Below are 24,022 nucleotides of genomic sequence, written 5' to 3'. Positions count from 1 at the left end.
TCAAAGGATTCTTTGGCAATGCGTAATGCAATAAAAAAAGTGATAGCTTTGCCCATCGTAACAACATTAATGACGCTAAGCAGCTGCTCTGCAGTCAAAGATGTGGGCGATGCACTTTTTGGTCCGGGCATCACAGATGCAATGCTCACCCCTAGGAAAAATACCTACCGGGACCTAATCAATCTTCCTGAACCAAAAGGTAAAATATTGGTAGCGGTTTATGGCTTCCGCGACCAAACCGGTCAGTATAAGCCCGCACCGAATAGTAGTTTCTCGACTGCGGTTACTCAGGGTGGCGCGGCTATGCTGATGGACGTGCTCAATGAATCTGGCTGGTTTATCCCGCTAGAGCGTGAGGGCTTACAAAATCTGTTAACTGAACGGAAAATTATCCGTGCAGGATTAACCAAGCCGGATATTCCCGTCAATAACAGTGTGCCACTTCCCACTCTCGTAGCTGCGAACGTCTTATTGGAAGGTGGCATTGTTGCCTACGACCAAAATATTCAAACCGGTGGCGCAGGCGCTCGATACTTTGGTATTGGCGCTGATGAGCAATACCGTGTGGACCAGGTAACAGTTAACTTGAGAGCCATTGATATTCGCTCCGGGCGGGTATTACACTCAGTATTAACCTCCAAAACGGTCTATTCAAAAGCAATTAGTGCCGATGTATTCCGCTATGTTAAATATCGACGCCTATTGGAATTGGAAGCAGGTACTACCTATAACGAACCGGCACAGCTTGCTATGCTTTCAGCGATGGAATCCGCTGTAATTCACTTGATCAGTGAAGGCATTGTCCACAACTCCTGGGCACTCGCCAACCCGGATGAAATTGAGAATCCAATATTACAGTACTACTTAAATGACAGCACCGTCATTATGTAGAAATTAAAGCCTTCAAAATTTACTTTGTGCCTATCCTGAAATTCGAAAGGTTGAAAAGATGTACCATAAAATCAGTAGCACTTACCCTGCCACCTTTTTGCTGGCAGTAGCAATCTTCCCTGGCACAGGATTTTGTTCAGACTTGGATAGCAGTAGTGAATTGGCTGTCGCCAGCGAATTGAGCGCAGCCAATCTTTATTCGATCTCAAATTTAAGCGTCATAAATCAGGAGGGCGGGGGAAATAGAGTCCACACCTACCAAACAGGTAGCAGCAACTACACTTCTGCCCATCAGGACGGCAATAGAAATAACTTAGCTGTCACCCAATCCGGCAAAGACAATATAGTCTCATCCAGCCAAGTCGGAGATTACAACTTTGCATTATTAATACAGGTGGGCTTTGAGAATTTTATAGATATCGATCAGTATGGAGTTGGAAACACAGCAGGCATATCTCAAATTGGAATACAAAATAGTGCACAAGTGGAAGAAATCGGCAGCTTTCATAACGTAAATATTTACCAAAGTGGGAACGGCTTACATACTTCAGTCACCGTTGTCGGAACTGCCATAACAACACAAATAAGTCAGTATGACTAATATTTAAAGCATATATCAATTCTCCAAAAACCGATTACCTCGACTTATTCAGTCCTACATTTTTACTGATTAATTTATCAACAGTCACAACTACAAAAGTTAAATTATCCATTTGAGTAGCCGGATCGCCTGCAGCAACAATTCCTCAAATTTTGTGTCATTTCAAAAAACCAGCTGCTCACATTTGTCATCAAAGGCCTAAAAAAGAACTTTATTCCTAAAATTTCGACACTTCCGTCCTATAGCCGCAACTCCCGAAGCCGACAAAACTCTAGTCAGCATCAAGCTGCTGTTAAAAATGATATTGCTAGATGTTTCACAAGGAATGTGAAGGTTAAAAGCTGTCGGTTTCACTCCAGATAACTCACATACGCCTGGCACAGCGGTATCGTGTCCTGAGACAAAACGCTCCCAATATCTAATGATGCTGAATTCTTTTTATTTGTAAAAAGCTGTACAGCTATATTTGACATCTCTATGGAGTTACTGATGACTAAGTACACACCTATTGCCGCCAGTGTTCTTCTGGCGATCGCCAGTACCGGAGCCCTCGCGGCCAACAATACTGCCATTCTCACCCAAAATGGCACTGGCAACATGGCCACTGCTGATCAGAGTGATGCCACTGTATCCAACAACCTGATCACCCAAACCCAAACCGGTGACAACAACGTAGTTTATGCAGAGCAAACCAGCTTTAATGACTCCGGTGTAATTACCCAAACTCAAGCCGGGGATATGAATGACGCAGAGTCCTTCCAGAATGATTCCAGTACTGCGATTGTTACTATCACCCAAATCAACGACGGTCACTTTGCAACGACTACACAAAGCTTTGTAGACACCAGCGTTGCTGTTGTCACTCAAAGTGGTAGTCCACAAACAGCAGCAGTAACTCAAACTATCAGTGCGAATGACACTGCTGTAGTGACTCAGTCCGGAGACGGTAACGTAGGTAATGTTATTCAAACTAATGGTTCATTTAACACCGCAACATTAACCCAAACAGGAACCACCAATACTGCAACTTCTACTCAAATTTCCAGTACATCGAGCACTGTTAATGCTCTCCAGGCAGGTACCACAAACTCTGTAGTACTTATCCAAAATCTGGTAACCAACAGCACCTCAGTTTCGTTCCAGGATGGCACTTCCAACACATTCACTTCATCACAGACAGCAGGTGATGGGAACTACAGCGAGGGCTTCCAAAATGGTACTACTCAGGGCTTGACTCATATTCAAGTTGGAGATGATCACTGGGCTTATACTGAGCAAGTGGGCACCACCAATATTGGTGTTATCTCCCAAACAGGCTTTGATAACTATTCTGAAGGCTACCAGGATGGAACATTCAATAGCTTAACCGTTACCCAGCCCGGCGATTTCAATACCACTGTTGCCTCGCAGACAGGTAACAACAACACGATTACTGTGACCCAGGCAACCGATACCAACATGGCTACACCTACCCAGATAGGTGATTTCAACGTCGCAGTTATTATTCAATAATCAAGGGAATAGGCCGGCTTAAAATACCGGCCTATTTTCAACTTGGTGGGCTAAGTGCAAGCTTCAATTATTATTACTAGCCCCTAAATTCGCATGAAACAACCATTTCATGCATTTAATGCCGTCCCTCAAATCAGCTGACATTATTTGCCATAGCTAGTTCAAAAAAGAACTTTATTCCTAAGGTTTCGGCACTTCCGTCCTATGGCTGTAACTCCAGAAGACGACAAAACTCTAATCAGCATCAAGCTGCTGTTTAAATGATATTGCTAGGTTTTCACAAGGAATGTGAAGGTTATTAAGCAGTCGGGTTCATCCCAGTTTCCTCACATACTTCAGACACAGTTGTAATATGCCTGAGGATGAGACTCTTCCAATATCAAATGATGCTGTTTTCTTTTTGTTTGTAAAAGCTGTACAGCGATATTTGACATCTATATGGAGTTACAGATGACCAAGTACACACCTATTGCCGCCAGTGTTCTTCTGGCGATTGCCAGCACCGGAGCCCTCGCCACGAACAATACCGCCATTCTCAATCAGAACGGCACTGGTAACATGGCAACCGCTGATCAGAGTGATCCAACGGTAACCAACAACGTTATCACCCAGACTCAAACTGGTGATACGAATGAAGTTTATGCTGAGCAATCCAGCAATAATGATTCAGGAGTAATTACTCAAACTCAAGTAGGAGATATGAATTACGCGGAATCATTCCAGAACGATTCCAATGTGCCAGTGGCTACTATCACCCAGATAAATGACGGCCAGTTTGCATCGACTACTCAGAGCTTTGTAGATACCAGTGTTGCCGTGATAAATCAAAGCGGTGGCCCGCAAGATGCAACTATTGCCCAGACTACCAGTGCAAATGACACCGCCGTAGTTAATCAATCCGGTGACGGTAATGTGGCAGTCGCCATTCAAACCCTGACTTCACTGAATAGCGCAATTATTACTCAAACCGGCACCAATGGCACCGCTTCTGCAACGCAAAGTAATAGCACGCAGAACACCATGAATATGATCCAGGCCGGTGATACTAACACTGTCGCTCACCAGCAAATATCTGCGAGCAACAGCACCACCTTCTCCTTCCAGGATGGCTCTTTCAACACCTTGTTCTTTAGCCAGACTGATGACGGAAACTACAGTGAGGGCTTGCAAGACGGTACTACCCAGACTTTGGTCCACAACCAAAGTGGCGGTGACCACTGGGCATACACAGAACAAGTGGGACTCACTAATGTTGCTGTCGTTACCCAAAGTGGTTTCGATAACTTCTCCCAGGCGGCTCAGGATGGTACTTTCAATAACCTGACCGTGACACAACCTGGCGATTTTAATAGCGCCACATCATCACAAGTTGGCAACTTCAACACCATAACTGTGACCCAAGTAGGTGATTTCAACGCAGCCGCTCCTGCACAAGTGGGCGATGGCAATGTGGCAGTAATTATTCAGTAATCAAGATAAAGGCCGACTGTTAAAGTCGGCCTTTTTTTAACGAAAAAATTATCTCACAAACTTTAATCTCAATTTATCCATACTAAGTTCTCATAGCCACCATAGGTGAACACTCTACAATAGTTCTGCATATATAGTGTTTAAGAAGTAAAAATCACTATATCTACCAGATAATCAGCTTCTTCGTTTCATTCAAGCTGTTCAAGATCTTTTATATTCAAAATTAAAATCCCACGGAGATAAAATGATACGCTACCAAACGTTAACCATTGGACTCTTACTGTGTATCCCAAGCTACAGTGCTATCGCATCCAATAATACCGCTACAGTTTTACAAAGCGGATTAACCAATAGCGCCACTGTGGATCAGGGTGATCCTACTGCTATTGGAAATTTAGTTACTCAAATTCAGTCCGGGAATCTAAATACTGCTAATGCTACGCAGATAACAAACAGCACCTCTAATGGAATTGATCAGGAACAACTCGGAGACAGCAATTCCATTTTTTCAACTCAAACGGCAGCTACTAATACAACAGCGACTGTCTACCAGGACGGCGTTAGTCACAGCGTAACTACAAGCCAAACTAATACAACAACCAGCAGCGGTAGTGTTGAGCAATTCGGAACCCTTCAGTCTGCCACTATCAGCCAGGTAAATAGCGTTTCTGACAATGCCGACTTTGAGCAATTTGGCACTCAAAACCTGGCTACAGTTACCCAAGCAAATAGCGACTCAAGTACCACCATATCTTCACAATCTGGAGATTCAAATGGTGCTGGATATACGCAGACAGGTCTGGCCCACTTGATTGATGCCACTCAGATTGGTACTTCAAACACAATCAGTGCTGTACAAAGTAGTCAGCAGGGTTCGATCACCATTATGCAGGATGGTGATAATAACACCTCTTTTCATGGACAGTTCGGGACATTCGCAACCGGATCATCGACTCAGATAGGCTCTATGAATATGATTAATATGAATCAAGGCGGTACCAATAACTTGGCAACCACCTTACAAATAGGAACAAACAACTCACACCAGACCAGCCAGAATGGCATCAGCCAAACAGCCAATGCCACTCAAAATGGCAGCAATAATATGGGCTTTATTTTTCAATAACATCACATTTAGTTGTTTATTAACGGGCTACTCTAACAGGTAGCCCAATCTGAACCTCTCTATAACTCTACAAACCTTTCGCTTAAATCCGTTTATCGTATCCCTTTACGGGCATATTCAGTTAACGCCGAAAACAACAACAAAGAAGTTTTTCCTATTTTTTAGGCACTAACTTCCCATAGCAATACTTGAGGCTTACGATAAAACTCAAACAAGCATCAGGGTATTATCAGGTACTCCAGTGATAATACCTATTAGGGATAGCAATAAAACAAGGTGTGCCAACTCCTTGCGCAATAAATGCCACGCCCTATCTATGGAGTCTTTTGTCCTTCCTAGGCTTGATGCTTCACCGCAACTGAAATCATGGGGATAAGAAAAATCCACCTTACCTTCAATCGGAGATATCGATGCGAATCCATACACCAATTTCCGTGGGCATCAGTCTATGCCTTGTCGGGTCAATTACTTATGCGGATGGAAATACAACTACCGTGGAACAAACGGGTAACAATCACCAGGTGACTGCAAACCAAGTAGACCCAACAGCAACTAACAACCTTATTGAGGTTATTCAGGCAGATGAAGCACAGGTTAGCAATAGCCTGCAAGACACTTCAACCAACTTGAGTATCATCAGACATGAACAGGTAACACTGGGGAATGAAGCTGACTCGACTCAAACTAATTTCTCAGATGATGCAGAGGTAAATATCTATCAGGAGGGCGCTGGAAATTTCGCCTCTACTTTACAGGACAGTACTTCTTCCAGCTTTGTTGACATTTCTCAGTTCAATTCTGCAAATGACATCATTTTCTCCCAAATAGACAGTAGTTTCGATACAGTCAACCTCTATCAGTCTGGTTTTGATAACCAGATGTTAGTGACTCAAACTACCACCACGTTTAACAGCCTAAATGTGTCTCAAACGGGTGATCAAAATAGCGCAGATGCCGAACAAACAGGGTTTGATAATCTATTGACCTCCTCGCAAACGGGCAATCTGAATACTTATTTTTCTATACAAACGGGTGACATCCTGGTAGCAATAAGTACCCAGATAGGAGATGGAAACATTAGTACCCAGACCCAGACGGGAGATATTTTGTTGGTTTCTACGCTACAAGATGGTATTGGCAATATGTCCATCGTGGATCAAGCTGGAGCAATGCAATCAGCAAGCAGTACCCAGATAGGAACAACTAATCTTCACACTATTACCCAGAGCGTTGACAATCAAACGGCCGTTGGCATTCAGAATGGTGTGTTAAACCAAGGATTTATCATACAGTAGCGGCATATTCGTTCCAGCTGAAGGTTATTATATTTTCAATGTAGATAGAGGAAAGAATGCATTTTTCAATGCCAGCTTTAATTTATGAGTCACTCACAGAGCTGCCCAAAGAATGGCATTCTTTCCTTAGCTGATAAAAATACTGCATCAATATTTCCTTACGTAGCAGAGGTTTCAAAATTCTTCGTCTACAGTTTTCCATGTAAACGATTTCTCACATTTTGACGTTACTCACTTCAGAGGTAACACAGGCAAAAGTTTTAACGACCGGATTTACCACTAGACGGTAATACACAGGAGTTAGCCGTGCAGAAGATTACCGTAATTCCACTGGTATTGGCGATATCTGCCACCAGCTTGGGTTATGCTGCAGAAAATACTACATTAATCACCCAAAGTGGCTCCAGTAACTCAGCTGTAGCAGATCAAACTGATCCAAGCGCTATCGACAATCACCTGGAGATCAGTCAAGACGGCTCTGCTCATATTGCAGAGGCCGTACAGCAAAACGAAATTGAAAGCTCAATCATCCAAATACAAGAAGGCAGTCTTAACGACGCCTATAGCCTGCAAATGGATGGGATCGCAAATAGCGTAGAAATATTCCAGTCGGGCTCTAATAATCGTGCCAATAGTTACCAATTGGCCACACAGCATGGGCAATCAACAATACGGCAGGTGGGATCGGGTAATGAAGCAGAAATCCAACAACACCTAGGTAGCGATAATGTCTCTGTTATTGAGCAAATGGGCGAACTCCACGGCGCATTGATTGGTCAATACGCAAGCTTTAATTCCGATGCGTTGATATTCCAGCAAGGCTCAAGCCACGAGGCCATGATCAGTCAGGAAGGTACTGGACACTACGCCAGCATTCAGCAAATCGGCGCTGCCAATAGTGCAGATGTTGCCCAGTCCGATATGTACAACGAACTGGACCTCTATCAGGATGGCGAGGGCAACATGGCCACCATCGTACAAGTATCCTGGTATAACAGTGCTTTTGTCACTCAAGATGGTTTCTTGAATTCCGCCAACATTATGCAAGCCGGTAACGGCGGACTAGGCGGTGGCCATATGGTGATCGTCAATCAGTCTGGCAGTATGAATGACGCAACTGTGATTCAAAATGGTTTCTCCCAATCCGCCAATATTACCCAAACCGGTACCGGTAATACGGCAGTGGTTTTACAGTAACGGAGTTATTACCAGTCGGAGTAAGATCAACTTATTCCGACTGGATTCCTGAGTTAAAAGCACTCATTTCTTGATATTTATGTCTCATTAAATTGAGAATAAAGCCCTATAGCAACTTACTATACCGCCATCAACAATGAAAATAGCGGTAATTGGATCAATTCGCCTTTAGCACTCTTAAAAATTACTGTCCAGGATTTAATTTCCGATAGTAATTTCCCTATGCTTGCTTGCCGATACCGCACTTAAAAGCCGTAATTTTCATGCTCCTTGTTATGTAGTCGTGGAGGTATTCGTGAAAAAAGTTATTTACTCGCCGGTAGTCACATTTATCGCATTTCTTTCTGCCAATTCCGCTTTTGGAAATGACCAAACCGTAGAGCAGATACAAATTGGTATTGGCAACAATGCTGTTGCCAACCAGAGGTTTCCACTTAATGAGGGCAACTTAATCCTGCAAGAGCAAATTGGCTTTTTTAATGACGCCACCGGCATTCAATCCATAGAAATCAACAGCACAATTTCCCAATTTCAAACTGGCCGCAATCATTTTTCCAGAGTCTCCCAATCTACAGGGAGCGACAATGCGGGACAGAGCGTACAGATTGGCTCTAATAGCAGATCGCTCACCCGGCAAGTTAACCAAATAAACGGTTTCTCCCTGCACACTCAGGATGGCCAGGGGCAGGTTGCCACCACGGTACAAATTTCCGGGGCCAATAACAGCGTCAATATTGAGCAGACAGATAGAGCCAATGTCGCCGCTGTGGCACAAGTATTCAGTTTTACGGGTAATGCCTCAATCTCACAGGCGGGTTTGCTTAATTTAGGTATCAGTGAGCAAACCGGCATCGCTCATGAATCTTCAATTACCCAGGCAGGCGCACTTAACTTTTCCGAAATGGAGCAGCTGGGCACGGGAAATTCATCATCAGCTTCACAAGAGGGTTTATTGAATTCAGCAAATTCTCTGCAAGCTGGTGTAAGTAATACCAACCAATCAAACCAAATTGGGCTTGAAAATACTGTCTCATTTTCTCAACAGGGCCTTAACCAGATGGCCAGCAGTACCCAGATTGGCTTATTTAACCAGGTCCAAGCCAGCCAGATGAGAGCGGGGGCGTCCAGTAATACCCTACAGATCGGCATTTCCAATAGCAGCAATATTTCCCAGTAAATCGACTCGCAGCAAAACTGCCAATCGAGAAATCCGACTTAAACCTCTGCGCTATTCATAACGACGGGCAAAAGCTATAGAGAGAGAAAAGCTAAATTCGGCACTCTGCAATAGAACTTTCTTCTCAAGGATTTACAACTTCTCTCCTATAGCGACTGCCTCAATTCCCAGCAAGAATATTGGGGACGGAACGAAATTTTGGACTCCTAAGCAGTATCAGGGAAGCCATCAAAATGTATCAGTCCTACTCTCCCACTTACCTGTTTGATTGGCGGCAATGCCTTTGTGGCAACGCTGCTCCCCCTCTTTACAGTGATACCTGCCCCCCAGGCTAGGTGCACCTGCTGTAAAACCCTCGGCGCAGGATGACGTGCCACCCCCTTTCAGCCATTTAGGCTGGTATTTCACCATGTGATGCTCATTGAAGTTTGTAGTAATGGAGACACTCATGAAGACTTTGACCCCTATCGCTGTAGCCCTAACCCTGGCCATCAGTGGAACCGCTTACGCGGGCGGCAACACTGCCACTCAGGACCAGAATGGCGGCCACAACAATGCCACCATCGATCAAACCGGACCGCTGACATGGGATAACAACGCCATGCAGGAACAGCACGGCCATGGTAATGACGCAGAGATCACTCATAGCATTGAGCTCGGTAGCTATGGCTACCAGTACCAAGAGGGTGATCACCACTCAGCGGAATTACTGCAAACCGGCGGCGCCGGAAATGAGTCGTTCAGCTTTCAGTCTGGCGAAACCAATGTTTCGGAGACATACCAAATCGGGCAGCTCGGCAGCTATTCCGCCCACCAGCAATCCGGCGACAACCACTACGCCCTCACCTATCAGTTTGTCGGTGCTGGTAACTCCGCAGTAATTATTCAGAATGACAGCCACAACACCGCAACCGCTACCCAGGTTTTAAGTGTTGGTTCTGAGACAGTTATCCGCCAGAGAGGGGAGTTGCATAACGCAGATACCTACCAGAGCGGATTCGGCCATGATGCAGGCATGCGCCAGTCTGGTGAATCCAACGATGGTGATATCCGTCAGCTAGGTGGTGACCACTACGCTCGTATGCGCCAGCGCGGCCACAACCAAGAAGCAGATATTTCCCAGGCCGGGTTCGATCACAGCGGACGTACTCGCCAGAGAGGCCACCACAATGATGTGTATTTAGGACAGGTTGGTGTCGGGCATACCGCTATGGCACGTCAATCAGGACACAACAACAATAGCCTGGTTGGACAATTTGGCCTCTACGAAACTGCCACGGTAATGCAGTCTGGCCATGCTAACCAGAGTTACGTTTTCCAGTAGAGCTGGCAACAACAAAAAAGGGCGGCCATGGGCCGCCCTTTTTTTATCACCTGTAGTTTACAGGTGCTCCACTGCATCGATTTCGTACTCCACCGCACCGGAAGGTGTTTGGACTACCACCACATCACCTACTTCCTTTCCAATCAGCGCACGGGCAATCGGGGAGTTCACCGAGATCTTGTGCTTTTTCACATCGGCTTCGTCGTCACCCACAATTTTGTATGTGACTTCCTTCTCATCATCCAGGTGAATAATCGTTACCGTAGTGCCGAAAATTACCTTGTCACTGGGCTCAATGCTTTTCACATCAATGACCAGAGAGTGGGAAAGCTTGCTTTCGATTTCCTGGATACGGCCTTCGATAAAGCCCTGCTTTTCCCGCGCCGCGTGGTATTCGGCATTTTCCTTTAAATCACCGTGTTCGCGCGCTTCAGCAATCGCCTGTACAACAGTAGGGCGTTCAACTTTCTTCAGATTGTCCAGCTCTGAGCGCAGCGCTTCTGCGCCTTCAACGGTCATTGGTACCCGGTTCAATGTGGGACCTCCATTATTGTTACGACGAAACCGGGCCCAGTGAGATCACGGGGCCCGGTTGGATTTCACAAGTTGGTTTTAAAGCTATTAAGACAGCTTTACGACACGCTGGTGAAGGTCTTGCAGGCGGCGAACCTGTAGCGGCTGCTCCTGACGCATGGCCATCGCCATGGCCTGGGCCGCTGCCAGGGTGGTGGTGTAACACACCCGGTGATTCTCGGCACTGCGGCGGATATCCGCAGAGTCGCGAATCGCCTGACGCCCTTCGGTGGTATTCACCACCAGCGCAATCTCGTCGTTTTTAATCATATCGACGATATGCGGGCGACCTTCACTCATCTTGTTGACGGTTGTAACGGGAATATCGTTTTCTTGCAAGACCTTGGCGGTGCCGCGGCTGGCAATTACTTCGAAGCCCAGTTCCACCAGATCGCGAGCTACGCCCACTGCGTCGGCCTTGTCGAAGTCACGCACAGAGATAAATGCGCGTCCGGACTCCGGCAGGCGGTCGCCAGCGGCAACCAGGCCCTTGTCGAAGGCTTCTGCGAAGGTAGCGCCTACGCCCATTACTTCGCCGGTGGATTTCATCTCGGGGCCGAGAATCGGGTCCACTTTCGGGAACTTGTTGAACGGGAATACAGACTCTTTAACGGAGTAGTAGTCCGGTACGATTTCTTCGGTAAAGCCCTGCTCCTGCAAGCTGATACCCGCCTGACAGCGCGCAGCCACTTTCGCCAGTGAAGTGCCGATGCACTTGGAGACGAAAGGTACAGTACGGGAAGCGCGCGGGTTCACCTCGATCACGTAGATCTCGCCGTCCTGGTAGGCCAGCTGGGTATTCATCAGACCAACTACGCCCAGCTCGCGGGCCATGGCTTTGACTTCTTCGCGCATACGGTCCTGCACATCCGCCGGAAGGCTGTAAGGCGGCAGGGAGCAGGCGGAGTCACCGGAGTGAACACCACACTGTTCAATGTGCTGCATGATGGCGCCGATCACAACGTCCTTGCCATCGGATACCGCATCGATATCCACCTCAATGGCGGCGTTGAGGAAGTGATCCAGCAGTACCGGTGCTTCGTCAGAAACCTGTACCGCTTCTTTCATGTAGGTGAGTAGCTCGTCTTCTTTGTAGACGATCTCCATGGCGCGGCCGCCCAGTACGTATGACGGGCGCACAACCAGCGGGTAGCCCACGTCTTTCGCCGCCTGGATGGCTTCGGAGACAGAGCGCACGATGGCATTCTTCGGCTGCTTGAGGCCGAGACGCATAATCATCTGCTGGAAGCGCTCGCGGTCTTCCGCGCGGTCAATCTGCTCTGGGGTGGTACCGATAATAGGCACACCTTCGTTGGCCAGGTAGCGCGCCAGGTTCAGCGGAGTCTGGCCACCGAACTGTACGATCACGCCTTCCGGCTTCTCTTTGGCAACAATTTCCAGCACGTCTTCCAGGGTTACCGGCTCAAAGTAGAGGCGGTCGGAAGTGTCGTAGTCGGTGGAGACAGTCTCCGGGTTACAGTTGACCATGATGGTCTCATAACCGTCTTCGCGCATCGCCAGAGCGGCGTGTACGCAGCAGTAGTCGAACTCGATGCCCTGGCCGATACGGTTGGGGCCACCGCCGAGTACCATGATTTTCTTCTTGTCAGACGGCTGCGCTTCGCACTCCTCATCGTAGGTGGAGTACATGTAAGCAGTGGAGGTGCTGAACTCAGCAGCACAGGTATCTACGCGCTTGTAAGACGGGAATACACCCAGCTTGTGGCGGAATTCGCGCACAGTCTTCTGGCTCACCCCCAGCAGGTCCGCCAGGCGGCGATCGGAGAAGCCTTTGCGCTTGAGGAAGCGCATATGCTCAGTGGTCAACGCCGAGGTAGGCAGAGACTTGAGCGGCTCTTCAATTTTGATCAGCTCTTCGAGCTGTACCAGGAACCAGGGGTCGATACCAGACAGGTCGTAAACTTCGCCGACGCTCATGCCCATACGGAAGGCATCGCCCACGTACCAGATGCGCTCGGCACCCGGAATGGAGAGTTCGCTGCGCAGACGAGTCTCAGCGCCGTCTTTGCTCGGATCAATTTTGCTTTCCAGGCCGAAGCTGCCCACTTCCAGGCCGCGCAAGGCTTTCTGCAGGGATTCCTGGAATGTGCGACCAATCGCCATCACTTCACCCACAGACTTCATCTGGGTGGTCAGGCGCGCATCGGCTTCACCGAATTTCTCGAAGGTGAAGCGCGGAATCTTGGTGACAACGTAATCGATGGACGGCTCGAAGGACGCCGGGGTAGCACCACCGGTGATATCGTTTTGCAGTTCGTCCAGGGTGTAACCCACTGCCAGCTTGGCCGCGACCTTGGCGATCGGGAAACCGGTGGCCTTGGAGGCCAGTGCGGAGGAGCGGGATACGCGGGGGTTCATCTCGATCACAACTACGCGGCCAGTCTTCGGGCAGACGCCGAACTGTACGTTGGAGCCGCCAGTCTCAACGCCGATCTCGCGCAATACCGCGATGGAGGCGTTGCGCATCAGCTGGTATTCCTTGTCGGTCAGCGTCTGCGCCGGGGCCACAGTGATGGAGTCACCGGTGTGTACGCCCATCGGGTCGAAGTTCTCAATGGAACACACGATGATGCAGTTGTCGTTCTTATCGCGAACCACTTCCATCTCGTACTCTTTCCAGCCGAGCAGGGATTCGTCGATCAACAGTTCGTTGGTGGGGGAGAGGTCGAGACCGCGCTTACAGATCTCTTCAAACTCCGGCCAGTTGTAGGCCACACCGCCACCGGAACCGCCCATGGTGAAGGACGGACGGATAATTACCGGGAAGCCGAACTCTTCTGGTACTTTCTTCGCCTCTTCCATGGAGTGAACGATCTTGGCGCGCGGAGTTTCCAGGCCGATCGCCTTCATCGCCTTGTCGAACAGGTCGCGGTCTTCCGCTTTCTCGATAGCGTCTTTGTCCGCACCGATCAGCTCGACATTGAATTCCTTCAGGACACCGTGCTTGTCCAGGTCCAGGGCGCAGTTCAGTGCTGTCTGGCCACCCATGGTAGGCAGGATGGCGTCGGGGCGCTCCTGCTCGATAATCTTGGCAACGGTGCGCCACTCCACCGGCTCGATGTAAGTGGCATCAGCCATGGCCGGGTCGGTCATGATGGTGGCCGGGTTGGAGTTCACCAGGATCACCCGGTAACCCTCTTCGCGCAGCGCCTTACAGGCCTGGGCGCCGGAGTAGTCAAATTCGCACGCCTGGCCGATCACGATGGGGCCTGCGCCGATAATCAGAATGCTTTGGATATCTGTGCGTTTTGGCATCTTTCTTCCGTTCTACTACCGGCAAAGGCCGGCTGCGCTAAATTTCATTCGTTTCTTGTTAAAACCGCCGCAAAAGCGGCGGTTAAATGCCCTACCCTGGGCGGCTACGCCCTTAGGCGCGCTCTTTCATCAAATCGATAAAGTGGTCGAACAACGGCGCCACATCGTGTGGGCCCGGGCTCGCTTCCGGGTGTCCCTGGAAGCTGAAGGCCGGCTTGTCCTTCAGGTGAATACCCTGCAAGGTACCGTCGAACAGGGACTTGTGGGTAACTTCCACATTGTCCGGCAGGCTGTCGGCGTCCACTTCAAAACCGTGGTTCTGCGCGGTGATCATCACCTTGGTGCTGTTCAGGTCTTGTACCGGGTGGTTACCACCGTGGTGACCAAACTTCATCTTGGCAGTTTTACCGCCCACCGCCAGGCCCAACAACTGGTGGCCCAGGCAGATGCCGTAGGTGGGAATGCCCGCGTCCAGGATTTCGCGGATAGCGGTGATCGCGTATTCACAGGGCTCGGGGTCGCCGGGGCCATTGGACAGGAATACACCGGTGGGATTCATCGCCAGTACTTCGGAAGCCGGAGTCTCCGCCGGTACTACGGTGATGTCACAGCCGCGATCCACCAGCATACGCAGGATGTTGCGCTTCACACCGAAGTCGTAAGCCACTACTTTGAAGGGCTGTTCCGGCGCGGCCTTGTGGCCTTCGCCCAGTTCCCAGGTACCTTCGCTAAAGGGGTAGGCTTCCTTGGTGCTCACTACCTTGGCCAGGTCCATCCCTTTCAGACCAGCAAATTCCTTGGCCTTGGCCAGGGCTTCTTCGCGGTCGATATTATCACCGGCAACGATGCAACCGCTCTGCGCACCTTTGTCGCGCAGCAGGCGTGTCAGGCGACGAGTGTCGATATCGGCGATACCAACGATATTGCGCTCGCGCAGGTAGTCCTCCAGGGACTGCTCGTTGCGGAAGCTGCTGGCCAGCAGCGGCAGGTCGCGGATTACCAGGCCGGCGGCCCAGATATCAGCGCACTCTTCGTCTTCCTGGTTGGTGCCAGTGTTGCCGATGTGCGGGTAGGTCAGAGTCACAATCTGGCGGGCGTAGGAGGGATCGGTGAGGATCTCCTGGTAGCCGGTCATGGATGTGTTGAACACGACCTCGCCAACAGAACTGCCATGGGCACCGATTGCGCGTCCTTCAAAGACACTACCATCCGCGAGCACCAGCAGCGCGGGAGTTGTACTCTGCATAAAGTTGTGGGGCATGAAAGCCTCCGACGTAGGGACAGCTTTAGTCAAATTGAACTCCAATCTTCAGAACTGCTTCCGGGCGGGGTTTGCGGGCTTCGGAGCACGCGGGCTCCTGACTGGTGCGCGCATAAAAAAGCGAGATGAAACATCGCAGCTTCATCTCGCTTTAAAAATCTGTTCACGCGTGATTCTCACAAAGTGGCCGACGGTTGCCGCCAGCTTTTTAGTAGGCTCACGCTGCGCGATTCAGCTTCGCGGCACCGGCCCAAATCGGGCGCAGATTCTACGCGAATTCACCTCTGGACGCTAGTGCAAAAATACGCCAGGCTACTTTCCCTGAAAATCTCACTCCGGCTTGCGTCCCAACCGGAAAAGACTGCTGCCCATTTTCAGCTCCGCCTTCTCCAGCATGGTCTTATTCATCCGCAGGGCCACCTCCCGGCCGCTGTCGGCAAACTCGATCATACCGCCAGTGGCGGCAAAGCGCTCAGCATCGCTAACCGTCAGTACCGGGAAAAACTCCAGTGCCACCAACGCCTTGAGCAGTGTGGGGCGATCCAGGGTACTCAGCACCACAATCTGGCACTTGCGCGCCCGCAGCATCTCCTTGACCTCAATTTTCTCAAGCTCCACATCCCGTCCATCAATACGCTGATTCTTGAATCGGGCCGCCAGTGGCTCACCGAGAGAATCCCCACCCATCAGGCACACCTTGAACGGGGCACTACTGTTGGCAAAGGCATTGACCGGCCACTGTAGGTGGTAGGCGAAGTGCACTATGTAATCCACCATTACCCGCCGCCCCAAAGGCGTATCTGAGAGCTGCACCGCAGCCTGGGCACCCACGCCGGTGAAAAGTACTGACAGGAAAAATAGCAGGGCGGGAATAATGCGAAGTGAACCTGGGCTGGATATCGTCATAGAAGCTCAAACCCTGCGGTTTGCACCTCCCGAAAGGAAGCTGCGGTGGGCTGTTACCCGCAGCGGCCAAAGCTCGCTGCGGCTCTATTTGCGCGCCAGCGAAAAGCCCGGCCACCTACTCAGGTTAGCCCAACGCAAAGGCCCCCGCCGGGGCCGAAGTTACAATAACTAGTCGTCCTCGCCCGCCACAATCGGGCGCCATTTCAGCGCCTTCTCGATAGACATGATCATGGCTCCAGCGACATCCTTGCGCGTGGCACTCTCAATACCTTCAAGACCCGGTGACGAATTCACCTCCAATAACAGCGGCCCCTTGCGAGAGCGAATAATATCCACACCCGCCACCTTGAGCCCCAACACCTTGGCAGCCTTGACCGCCAGGCGCTTTTCCTCAGCGGTGACCTTCACTACTGAAGCCGTACCGCCTTGGTGAATATTGGCGCGAAACTCCCCTGGTGCCGCCTCGCGCTGGATTGAGGCCACCACACGACCATCGATAACAAACAGGCGCAGATCCTTGCCTTGCGCCTCGCGAATAAACTCCTGTACCAGAAGGTTGGCCTTGAGGGACTTAAACGCATTAATCACCGACTCCCCAGCCTTGCGGGTTTCTGCCAAAACCACGCCGCGCCCCTGGGTTCCCTCCAGCAACTTCACCACCAGTGGCGCACCGCCCACCATCTCAATCAGCTCGTTGGTATCCACCGGAGAATTGGCAAATCCGGAAGTCGGGATATTTAGGCCATTTTGTTGCAGCAACTGTAGGGAAAATAACTTATCCCGCGACTGGCTGATAGCGGCAGAGCCATTCAGGGCAAAGATATCCAGGCTCTCGAAGTGCCGCGTCAGTGCACAACCGTAAAAAGTCTGGCTGGGGCGAATACGGGGAATCACCGCATCCAGGCCATTCAGTATTCGGCCATCACGGTAGTGTACTTCCGGCTCATCAGGGTCGAGCTTCATATAGCACTGGCGGATATCGAGAAAACTCATGCGATGCCCGCGCTCGGCCCCCGCCTCCATAATGCGCCGGTTGCTGTAGAGGTCCGGGTTCGATGCCAGCAGCCCGATACGCAATCCGGTACCGGCAATATGGTGCTCATCCCGGTAGTACTCATCCAACTGGCTCTGGGGGATATCACCGAGGCAAAAGCTTTCCGAAGGGTCCACCAGCATACGCCCCATCATGGCTTCGCGCCCCAACAACATGCGATAACCCATGCTGTCCCGATTGGTCAGGGTCAGTTCGATATCCCAGACACTGCCACCAATGGAAATGGAGGTGCGGATTACCGGGCGCTTTTCACTTTCACCGGAAGAGCTGCGCACTAGCCGCTTATCCAGAAGTCGGGCTTCACAGCGGACCGATGGGCGGCGCTGGTGTTGTAATGGATGCGCTTCAAAACTCACCCAGGGTTCGCCATCGCGCTTAAAGGTATGGATGTTATAGGCATGCAAACACGAGGTTTTAGCTCCTGAATCCACACGCGCCTTAATCGCCGGGATACCTAGCGCGGGAAATCCGCACCACTCCTCGCTGCCGACAATCAACTTTCTTTCCAAGCAAGAATCCTCAAAGGAAGGTTACAGGGTGGCCGGTCGAACGAATGTCGCCGGCCTTTTAGTTTTACCCGCAAAAATGGCGGGCAAATGAAAATCGAAAATTTCTTTCACAGCGCCCCTGCAGGCGCTGAATTTATTTACTCTAAGTAAGACTAGTTAAGGCCGAGCACATCGCGCATATCGTAGTGCCCCGGTGCCCGCGCACTCCCTTCCTCTCCCATCATCCACAGTGCCGCGCGCACAGCACCGCGAGCAAAAGAGAGCCTGCTGCTGGCGCGGTGGCTAATTTCGACCCGCTCACCTTCTGCCAGGAACATCACCGAGTGTTCACCCACTACGTCACCACCGCGCACTGTGGCAAAACCGATAGTATCCCTATCGCGGGCACCGGTTTGACCTTCGCGGCCGTAAACTGCCACTTTATCCAGGTTGCGCCCCAGAGTTTCGGCAATCACTTCTCCCATACTCAGTGCCGTGCCGGAAGGTGCATCCACTTTGTGGCGATGATGGGCTTCGACAATCTCGATATCGGCCTCTTCCGCCATTACCCGCGCAGCAGTTTCCAACAATTTAAAGCACAGGTTTACCCCGGTGGAAAAATTACTGGCGAGGCACAGCGGCACCTGATCCGTATAAGCCAATACTTTATTTTTTTGCTCGCTATCAAAGCCCGTGGTGCCGATTACAATGGGGAGGTTTTTCTCCGCACAATAGGCAGTATTTTCCACAGTCGCTTTAGGGGCAGTGAAATCAATAAGTACGTCAAAGCCTGCCTTATCGAGGCTGTCCACAATAGCGAGGCCGCTGCGGCCCAGACCGGCAACTTCACCGGCATCGGCGCCGACCAAGCTGGAGCCAGGCCGCACTATAGCCGCTGACAGTTCGGCTTTATCAGACAGGGACAAAGCCTCCGCCAACGCTCGCCCCATTCGACCACCAAATCCCGTCACCGCCACTTTTACCGCCATCACAGCACTCCAGTCCAAATCTATAAGGTTCTGGATTCTACAACGCACCCGGTAGAGCGCATAGATACCAGTAAGCCAGTATTAGCGAGTCTAAAAATCGCTAGTCACTCCGCAAAAGTAAAACAAAAAGAAATATCCACATATTTTTAAATTGCCAAGAGGATACTTGCGCAAAACGCGATATCAGCGGCCACTGCTACGCTTTACTGTGAGGGGTAAATGGAGCGCCAATATGCGACTGATGATCCTGTCCAACCATCTACCGCACATCATGGTGGTAGTGATCTCTCTGAGCCTGGCTTTTGGCAGCACGCCGGCATCTGCCCAGCAGCAAAATGCCAATCCAGACTTTTGGGAGAAGTATGATGATATTACCGATTGGGTGACGCTGCGTTTGCAGCTCACCCCGGGACAGGAAAAAACCGTATTACCCATTATGCAAAAAAGCTTCGCAGAGAAAAAAGCAGTGCTGGAAAAATACGGATTACTCAGTGGTGAAAAGGTCGCTCTAACCCCCAAGCAACGCGGCGAAATTGGCGCTCAATTCGCAGCTATCAGTCTGGAAACACACAAAGAATTGGAAGGTATTTTAAATAAGGAGCAACTGCGCAAAGCGCAAAAAATCCAACAGGAATTCCTGAGTGAATTCGCGGCCCGTTTGAGAACCAAAACTTCCAAATAGAAGGTATTCAATTGGGGGGATAAAACTCACCCGGAAATAAAAAAGGCTCGAAAGCTAATGCTCTCGAGCCTTTTTGAATAGGCAACCCGCAAAACAATTTAAGGTTTTGCCGGTGCTAACAGCGATTAAAGCTTCATATCACCAAAGAAGTTTTTCACCCCTTCAAACCAACCGGTCTGACGCGGTGAATTTTTCTTTTCGCTAAGGGTATTAGAGAACTCTTGCAGCAAGTCTTTTTGCTTGCCGGACAAGTTCACTGGAGTTTCTACCACAACGCGACACAGCAGGTCGCCAGTTGCACCACCGCGAACCGGGGAAACACCCTTGCCGCGCAGGCGGAACAGCTTGCCGGTCTGGCTTTCCGCAGGAATCTTCAGCTTCACTTTACCGTCGAGAGTCGGCACTTCCAGCTCACCACCGAGGGCAGCGGAAACGAAACTAATCGGCACTTCGCAGTAGAGGTTCTTGCCATCGCGCTGGAACAGATCGTGCTCTTTTACCACTACCTGTACATAGAGGTCACCAGCGGGGCCGCCATCGGGCCCGGCTTCACCTTCACCAGACAGGCGAATGCGATCGCCGGTATCCACACCGGGCGGTACCTTAACGGACAGGGTTTTGGTTTCCTCTACACGACCGCGACCGTGACAGCTGCCACAGGGATCCGAAATAGTGGTCCCGCGACCGCGACAGTTGGGGCAGGTTTGCTGAACAGAGAAGAAACCCTGCTGCATACGCACCTGGCCAGCACCACCACAGGTGCCACAGGTTTGCGGAGAGGAACCGGGCTTGGCACCGGAACCGCTACAGGTACCACAGGCTGCCAGAGTCGGAACGCGAATCTTGACCGTGGTGCCGCGCACTGCGTCTTCCAGGTCCAATTCCAGGTCATAGCGCAGATCGGAACCGCGAGCAGGGCCGCCGCGACGGCCACCGCCGCCACCACCGAAGATATCGCCGAACACATCGCCGAAAATATCGGAGAAGCCACCGAATCCACCGGCGCCGCCACCGCCCATCTGGCCTTCCACACCGGCGTGGCCAAACTGGTCATAAGCTGCGCGTTTCTCGGAATCCGACAAAACCTCGTAGGCCTCATTGGCCTCCTTGAATTTGTTCTCCGATTCCTTGTCATCGGGATTGCGGTCCGGGTGAAACTTCATTGCCACCCGGCGGTAGGCTTTTTTCAGCTCTGCATCCGAAGCGCCGCGCTCGACGCCGAGGACTTCGTAATAATCGCGTTTCGACATAAAACTATGTTCTCTGGTCCGGCATCAAGAACGGCCAAACTCTCTTTCTACTTCTCGGTTTCTAACTAAGCTCCGCGAACGGAGCACCACCAAAACTGCGAAAACTCGGCAAATATTGGCGGATACCTGAAACAACACAGGGCGCGGGCCTCTGAAAGTAAGGCGCCGCGCCCCTGAAGTTCTCCGGTGGCCACTTTAAAAGCTGCCACCGGAATTGCAAGCGAACGCTTACTTACCTTCTTTTTTGTCGTCCTTAACTTCTTCGAACTCTGCGTCTACTGCGTCGTCGCCAGCGGAGGACTGCTGCTCACCCTGGGCACCAGCGCCAGCGGCACCTTCAGCACCAGCGGCTTGAGCCTGCTCGGCGTACATCTTCTGGGCAACCGGACCGGAAGCTTCAGTCAGCTTGGTAGTTGCAGCTTCCATAGCGGCCTTGTCATTGCCTTTAACCGCTTCTTCCGCTTCGGTAACAGCCGCTTCAATAGCTGCTTTCTCTTCAGCGGTAGCTTTGTCCCCAGCTTCTTCCAGAGTCTTCTTGGTCGCAGAAATCAGGCCGTCGAGCGTGTTGCGAGTCTGCACCAGCTCTTCGAACTGCTTGTCCGCTTCAGCATTGGCTTCAGCGTCCTGAACCATCTTATCGATCTCGTCCTCGGACAGGCCGGAGGAAGCCTGGATCACGATGGACTGCTCTTTACCAGTGGCCTTGTCCTTCGCGTGTACGTGCAGGATACCGTTGGCATCGATGTCGAAGGTTACTTCGATCTGCGGCATGCCGCGCGGTGCCGGTGGGATATCGGCCAGGTCGAAACGACCCAGGGATTTGTTCTGTGCAGCCTGTTTGCGCTCACCCTGAACCACGTGAATGGTTACCGCAGTCTGGTTGTCATCCGCAGTGGAGAAAACCTGGGACTTCTTGGTGGGGATAGTGGTGTTCTTGTCGATCAGCGGAGTCGCAACACCACCCATGGTTTCGATACCCAGGGTCAGCGGGGTTACGTCCAGCAGGAGTACATCTTTAACGTCACCGGACAGTACGGCGCCCTGGATAGCAGCACCCATGGCAACGGCTTCGTCGGGGTTAACGTCTTTGCGCGGCTCTTTGCCGAAGAACTCGGTTACTTTCTGCTGAACCATTGGCATACGGGTCTGACCGCCTACCAGGATCACTTCGTCTACACCGGAAGCGGACAGGTCGGCATCTTGCAGAGCGATTTTTACCGGCTCCAGGGAGCGGGTAACCAGCTCTTCTACCAGGCTTTCCAGCTTGGCGCGGGTCAGTTTAACCACCAAGTGCTTGGGACCAGTGGCGTCTGCAGTGATGTACGGCAGGTTGACTTCGGTCTGCTGGCTGGAGGACAGCTCGATCTTGGCTTTTTCCGCAGCTTCTTTCAGGCGCTGCATTGCCAGGGGGTCACCTTTCAGGTCGATGCCCTGGTCTTTCTTGAACTCGTCTGCGAGGTATTCGATCAGGCGCAGGTCGAAATCTTCACCACCGAGGAAAGTGTCACCGTTGGTGGACAGTACTTCGAACTGCTTCTCGCCGTCTACGTCGGCAATTTCGATGATGGAGATATCGAAGGTACCACCACCCAGGTCGTATACCGCTACAGTGCGGTCACCGCCCTGCTTGTCCAGGCCGTATGCCAGTGCAGCGGCAGTCGGCTCGTTGATAATACGCTTAACGTCCAGGCCCGCGATGCGGCCGGCGTCTTTAGTGGCCTGACGCTGGGAGTCATTGAAGTAAGCCGGTACGGTAATTACTGCAGCTTCAACTTTCTCACCGAGGAAATCTTCTGCAGTCTTTTTCATTTTCTTCAGGACTTCGGCAGAGATCTGCGGCGGAGCTTTTTTATCGCCTTTCACTTCTACCCAAGCGTCGCCGTTGTCAGCTTCAGTGATGGTGTAAGGAACCATCTTGATATCTTTCTGGACAACGTCATCTTTGAATTTACGACCGATCAAACGCTTAACCGCAAACAGAGTATTTTGGGGATTGGTCACCGCCTGACGCTTGGCAGACTGACCTACCAGAATTTCGTTGTCGTCAGTGAAGGCAACAATAGAAGGTGTAGTGCGATCGCCTTCGGCGTTTTCGATTACACGCGCTTTGTCACCATCCAGTACCGCTACACAGCTGTTAGTGGTACCCAGGTCGATGCCGATAATTTTTCCCATCTGTAAAATCCTCTTTTGATGCGCGCTGCCAGCTCTGTTCTATTTGCATCGCGCGAATAATTCTTGATGTCAGCTATATTGGTGCCGGCCGAAAAATTTCAAGGCCGCTTTACACTTCTGCCGTTACGGCGCTTTGCTGACCACCACCATGGCCGGGCGAACCAGGCGGCCATTGAGGCGATAACCTTTCTGAAACACATCCAGAACCGTGTTCGGCTCCACCTCGCCGTTGGGCACCTGGGTCATGGCCTGGTGCAATTCCGGATCGAAGGGCTCTCCCGCTGGATCGACAACTTCCACAGCATTTTTCGTCAGGGTTTCAACGAAAGATTTGTGAGTCAGCTCGATACCCTCTACCAAGGCCTTGTTGGCTTCGTCAGCCGTATCGATCGTCGCCAGTGCGCGCTCGAGGTTGTCCACTACAGGCAGCAAGTCCTGCAGCAACTTCTCTACCGCAAATTTGCGCGCGCGTTCGATATCCTGTTGCGCGCGGCGGCGGGCATTCTGCTCTTCCGCCTGGGCGCGCAGGGCCATATCCTTGTGCGCTGCCAGTTGCTCCTGCAACTTGATAATTTCCTCGTGCAGGGCATCGGCACCTTCGGCCTCTTCCCGCAGGGCTTCCTCGGCAAGTTCGCTTTCTATAGAGGAAGGATCTTCAATCTCTGCTGAAACACCCTCGTCTGTAGCTGGTGCGTGCTCCGCCCCCTCTTTAATCTGATCTTCTTCGCTGCGCTCTCTGGCCACTGCTTTCTCCGTCGCGTCGACTCTGTCAGTA

19 protein-coding genes and 1 pseudogene are annotated in these 24,022 nt (G+C 51.1%); 10 read left to right on the top strand and 10 right to left on the bottom strand.

Annotated features, from left to right (window positions below):
- The first annotated feature begins 18 nt into the window (after positions 1 to 18).
- From ACJJIW_RS10175 to ACJJIW_RS10135, 9 genes are all read left to right on the top strand, one after another.
- Complete coding sequence (locus tag ACJJIW_RS10175; RefSeq protein WP_282931329.1) at positions 19 to 891, top strand: CsgG/HfaB family protein; 873 nt, start codon at positions 19 to 21, stop codon at positions 889 to 891.
- 58 nt (positions 892 to 949) lie between these two features.
- The gene (locus ACJJIW_RS10170) at positions 950 to 1,492 is read left to right on the top strand and encodes a hypothetical protein (RefSeq protein ID WP_282931328.1); all 543 of its coding nucleotides are present in this window, start codon (positions 950 to 952) and stop codon (positions 1,490 to 1,492) included.
- Between the two features lie 489 nt (positions 1,493 to 1,981).
- Positions 1,982 to 3,004, top strand: coding sequence for a hypothetical protein (locus ACJJIW_RS10165; protein WP_282931327.1), 1,023 nt, complete (start codon positions 1,982 to 1,984; stop codon positions 3,002 to 3,004).
- 450 nt (positions 3,005 to 3,454) lie between these two features.
- On the top strand, positions 3,455 to 4,474 hold the full coding sequence (locus ACJJIW_RS10160; RefSeq protein ID WP_282931326.1) for a hypothetical protein: 1,020 nt from the start codon (positions 3,455 to 3,457) through the stop codon (positions 4,472 to 4,474).
- 244 nt (positions 4,475 to 4,718) lie between these two features.
- Positions 4,719 to 5,600 (top strand): hypothetical protein, encoded by an 882-nt coding sequence (locus tag ACJJIW_RS10155; protein WP_282931325.1) that lies wholly within the window; start codon positions 4,719 to 4,721, stop codon positions 5,598 to 5,600.
- A gap of 410 nt (positions 5,601 to 6,010) precedes the next feature.
- Complete coding sequence (locus ACJJIW_RS10150; protein WP_444937257.1) at positions 6,011 to 6,895, top strand: hypothetical protein; 885 nt, start codon at positions 6,011 to 6,013, stop codon at positions 6,893 to 6,895.
- Positions 6,896 to 7,201: 306 nt separating this feature from the next.
- Positions 7,202 to 8,092 (top strand): hypothetical protein, encoded by an 891-nt coding sequence (locus ACJJIW_RS10145; RefSeq protein WP_444891975.1) that lies wholly within the window; start codon positions 7,202 to 7,204, stop codon positions 8,090 to 8,092.
- Positions 8,093 to 8,387: 295 nt separating this feature from the next.
- Positions 8,388 to 9,269 carry a hypothetical protein gene (locus ACJJIW_RS10140; RefSeq protein ID WP_444937256.1) on the top strand — a complete coding sequence of 294 codons (882 nt, stop codon included), beginning with the start codon at positions 8,388 to 8,390 and terminating at the stop codon, positions 9,267 to 9,269.
- Positions 9,270 to 9,717: 448 nt separating this feature from the next.
- Positions 9,718 to 10,593 carry a hypothetical protein gene (locus ACJJIW_RS10135; protein WP_282931321.1) on the top strand — a complete coding sequence of 292 codons (876 nt, stop codon included), beginning with the start codon at positions 9,718 to 9,720 and terminating at the stop codon, positions 10,591 to 10,593.
- Between the two features lie 57 nt (positions 10,594 to 10,650).
- Here the strand turns inward: ACJJIW_RS10135 and greA are convergent, their stop codons facing one another.
- The 7 genes and pseudogenes from greA to dapB form a co-directional block, all read right to left on the bottom strand.
- Complete coding sequence (gene greA / locus ACJJIW_RS10130; protein WP_282931320.1) at positions 10,651 to 11,127, bottom strand: transcription elongation factor GreA; 477 nt, start codon at positions 11,125 to 11,127, stop codon at positions 10,651 to 10,653.
- Positions 11,128 to 11,214: 87 nt separating this feature from the next.
- Positions 11,215 to 14,442, bottom strand: coding sequence for a carbamoyl-phosphate synthase large subunit (gene carB, locus ACJJIW_RS10125; RefSeq protein WP_282931319.1), 3,228 nt, complete (start codon positions 14,440 to 14,442; stop codon positions 11,215 to 11,217).
- A 112-nt stretch (positions 14,443 to 14,554) separates the two neighbouring features.
- Positions 14,555 to 15,703, bottom strand: coding sequence for a glutamine-hydrolyzing carbamoyl-phosphate synthase small subunit (gene carA, locus ACJJIW_RS10120; RefSeq protein WP_444937255.1), 1,149 nt, complete (start codon positions 15,701 to 15,703; stop codon positions 14,555 to 14,557).
- A 330-nt stretch (positions 15,704 to 16,033) separates the two neighbouring features.
- Positions 16,034 to 16,609 carry a YfiR family protein gene (locus ACJJIW_RS10115; RefSeq protein WP_444937254.1) on the bottom strand — a complete coding sequence of 192 codons (576 nt, stop codon included), beginning with the start codon at positions 16,607 to 16,609 and terminating at the stop codon, positions 16,034 to 16,036.
- Between the two features lie 168 nt (positions 16,610 to 16,777).
- Positions 16,778 to 17,686, bottom strand: a complete 909-nt coding sequence (gene rimK, locus ACJJIW_RS10110) for a 30S ribosomal protein S6--L-glutamate ligase (RefSeq protein ID WP_444937358.1) — start codon at positions 17,684 to 17,686, stop codon at positions 16,778 to 16,780.
- Positions 17,687 to 17,770: 84 nt separating this feature from the next.
- Positions 17,771 to 18,160, bottom strand: a pseudogene (locus tag ACJJIW_RS10105) (ATP-dependent zinc protease family protein); the annotation flags it as partial.
- A gap of 164 nt (positions 18,161 to 18,324) precedes the next feature.
- Positions 18,325 to 19,140, bottom strand: coding sequence for a 4-hydroxy-tetrahydrodipicolinate reductase (gene dapB / locus ACJJIW_RS10100; protein ID WP_444937253.1), 816 nt, complete (start codon positions 19,138 to 19,140; stop codon positions 18,325 to 18,327).
- Between the two features lie 232 nt (positions 19,141 to 19,372).
- Between dapB and ACJJIW_RS10095 the strand changes: the two genes are divergently transcribed.
- On the top strand, positions 19,373 to 19,822 hold the full coding sequence (locus ACJJIW_RS10095; RefSeq protein ID WP_444937252.1) for a hypothetical protein: 450 nt from the start codon (positions 19,373 to 19,375) through the stop codon (positions 19,820 to 19,822).
- Positions 19,823 to 19,947: 125 nt separating this feature from the next.
- Here the strand turns inward: ACJJIW_RS10095 and dnaJ are convergent, their stop codons facing one another.
- From dnaJ to grpE, 3 genes are all read right to left on the bottom strand, one after another.
- The gene (gene dnaJ / locus ACJJIW_RS10090) at positions 19,948 to 21,072 is read right to left on the bottom strand and encodes a molecular chaperone DnaJ (protein ID WP_282931314.1); all 1,125 of its coding nucleotides are present in this window, start codon (positions 21,070 to 21,072) and stop codon (positions 19,948 to 19,950) included.
- A gap of 228 nt (positions 21,073 to 21,300) precedes the next feature.
- Complete coding sequence (gene dnaK / locus ACJJIW_RS10085; RefSeq protein ID WP_282931313.1) at positions 21,301 to 23,247, bottom strand: molecular chaperone DnaK; 1,947 nt, start codon at positions 23,245 to 23,247, stop codon at positions 21,301 to 21,303.
- 123 nt (positions 23,248 to 23,370) lie between these two features.
- A complete protein-coding gene (gene grpE / locus ACJJIW_RS10080; RefSeq protein WP_282931312.1) occupies positions 23,371 to 23,991 on the bottom strand; it encodes a nucleotide exchange factor GrpE in 621 nt (206 codons plus the stop codon).
- Between the last annotated feature and the right edge of the window lie 31 nt (positions 23,992 to 24,022).

This window comes from Microbulbifer maximicatervae (SeqCode), from assembly GCF_052467815.1.
The sequence above is the reverse complement of the archived record's forward strand: the minus strand, read 5'-3'. Positions and strand labels throughout refer to the sequence as shown.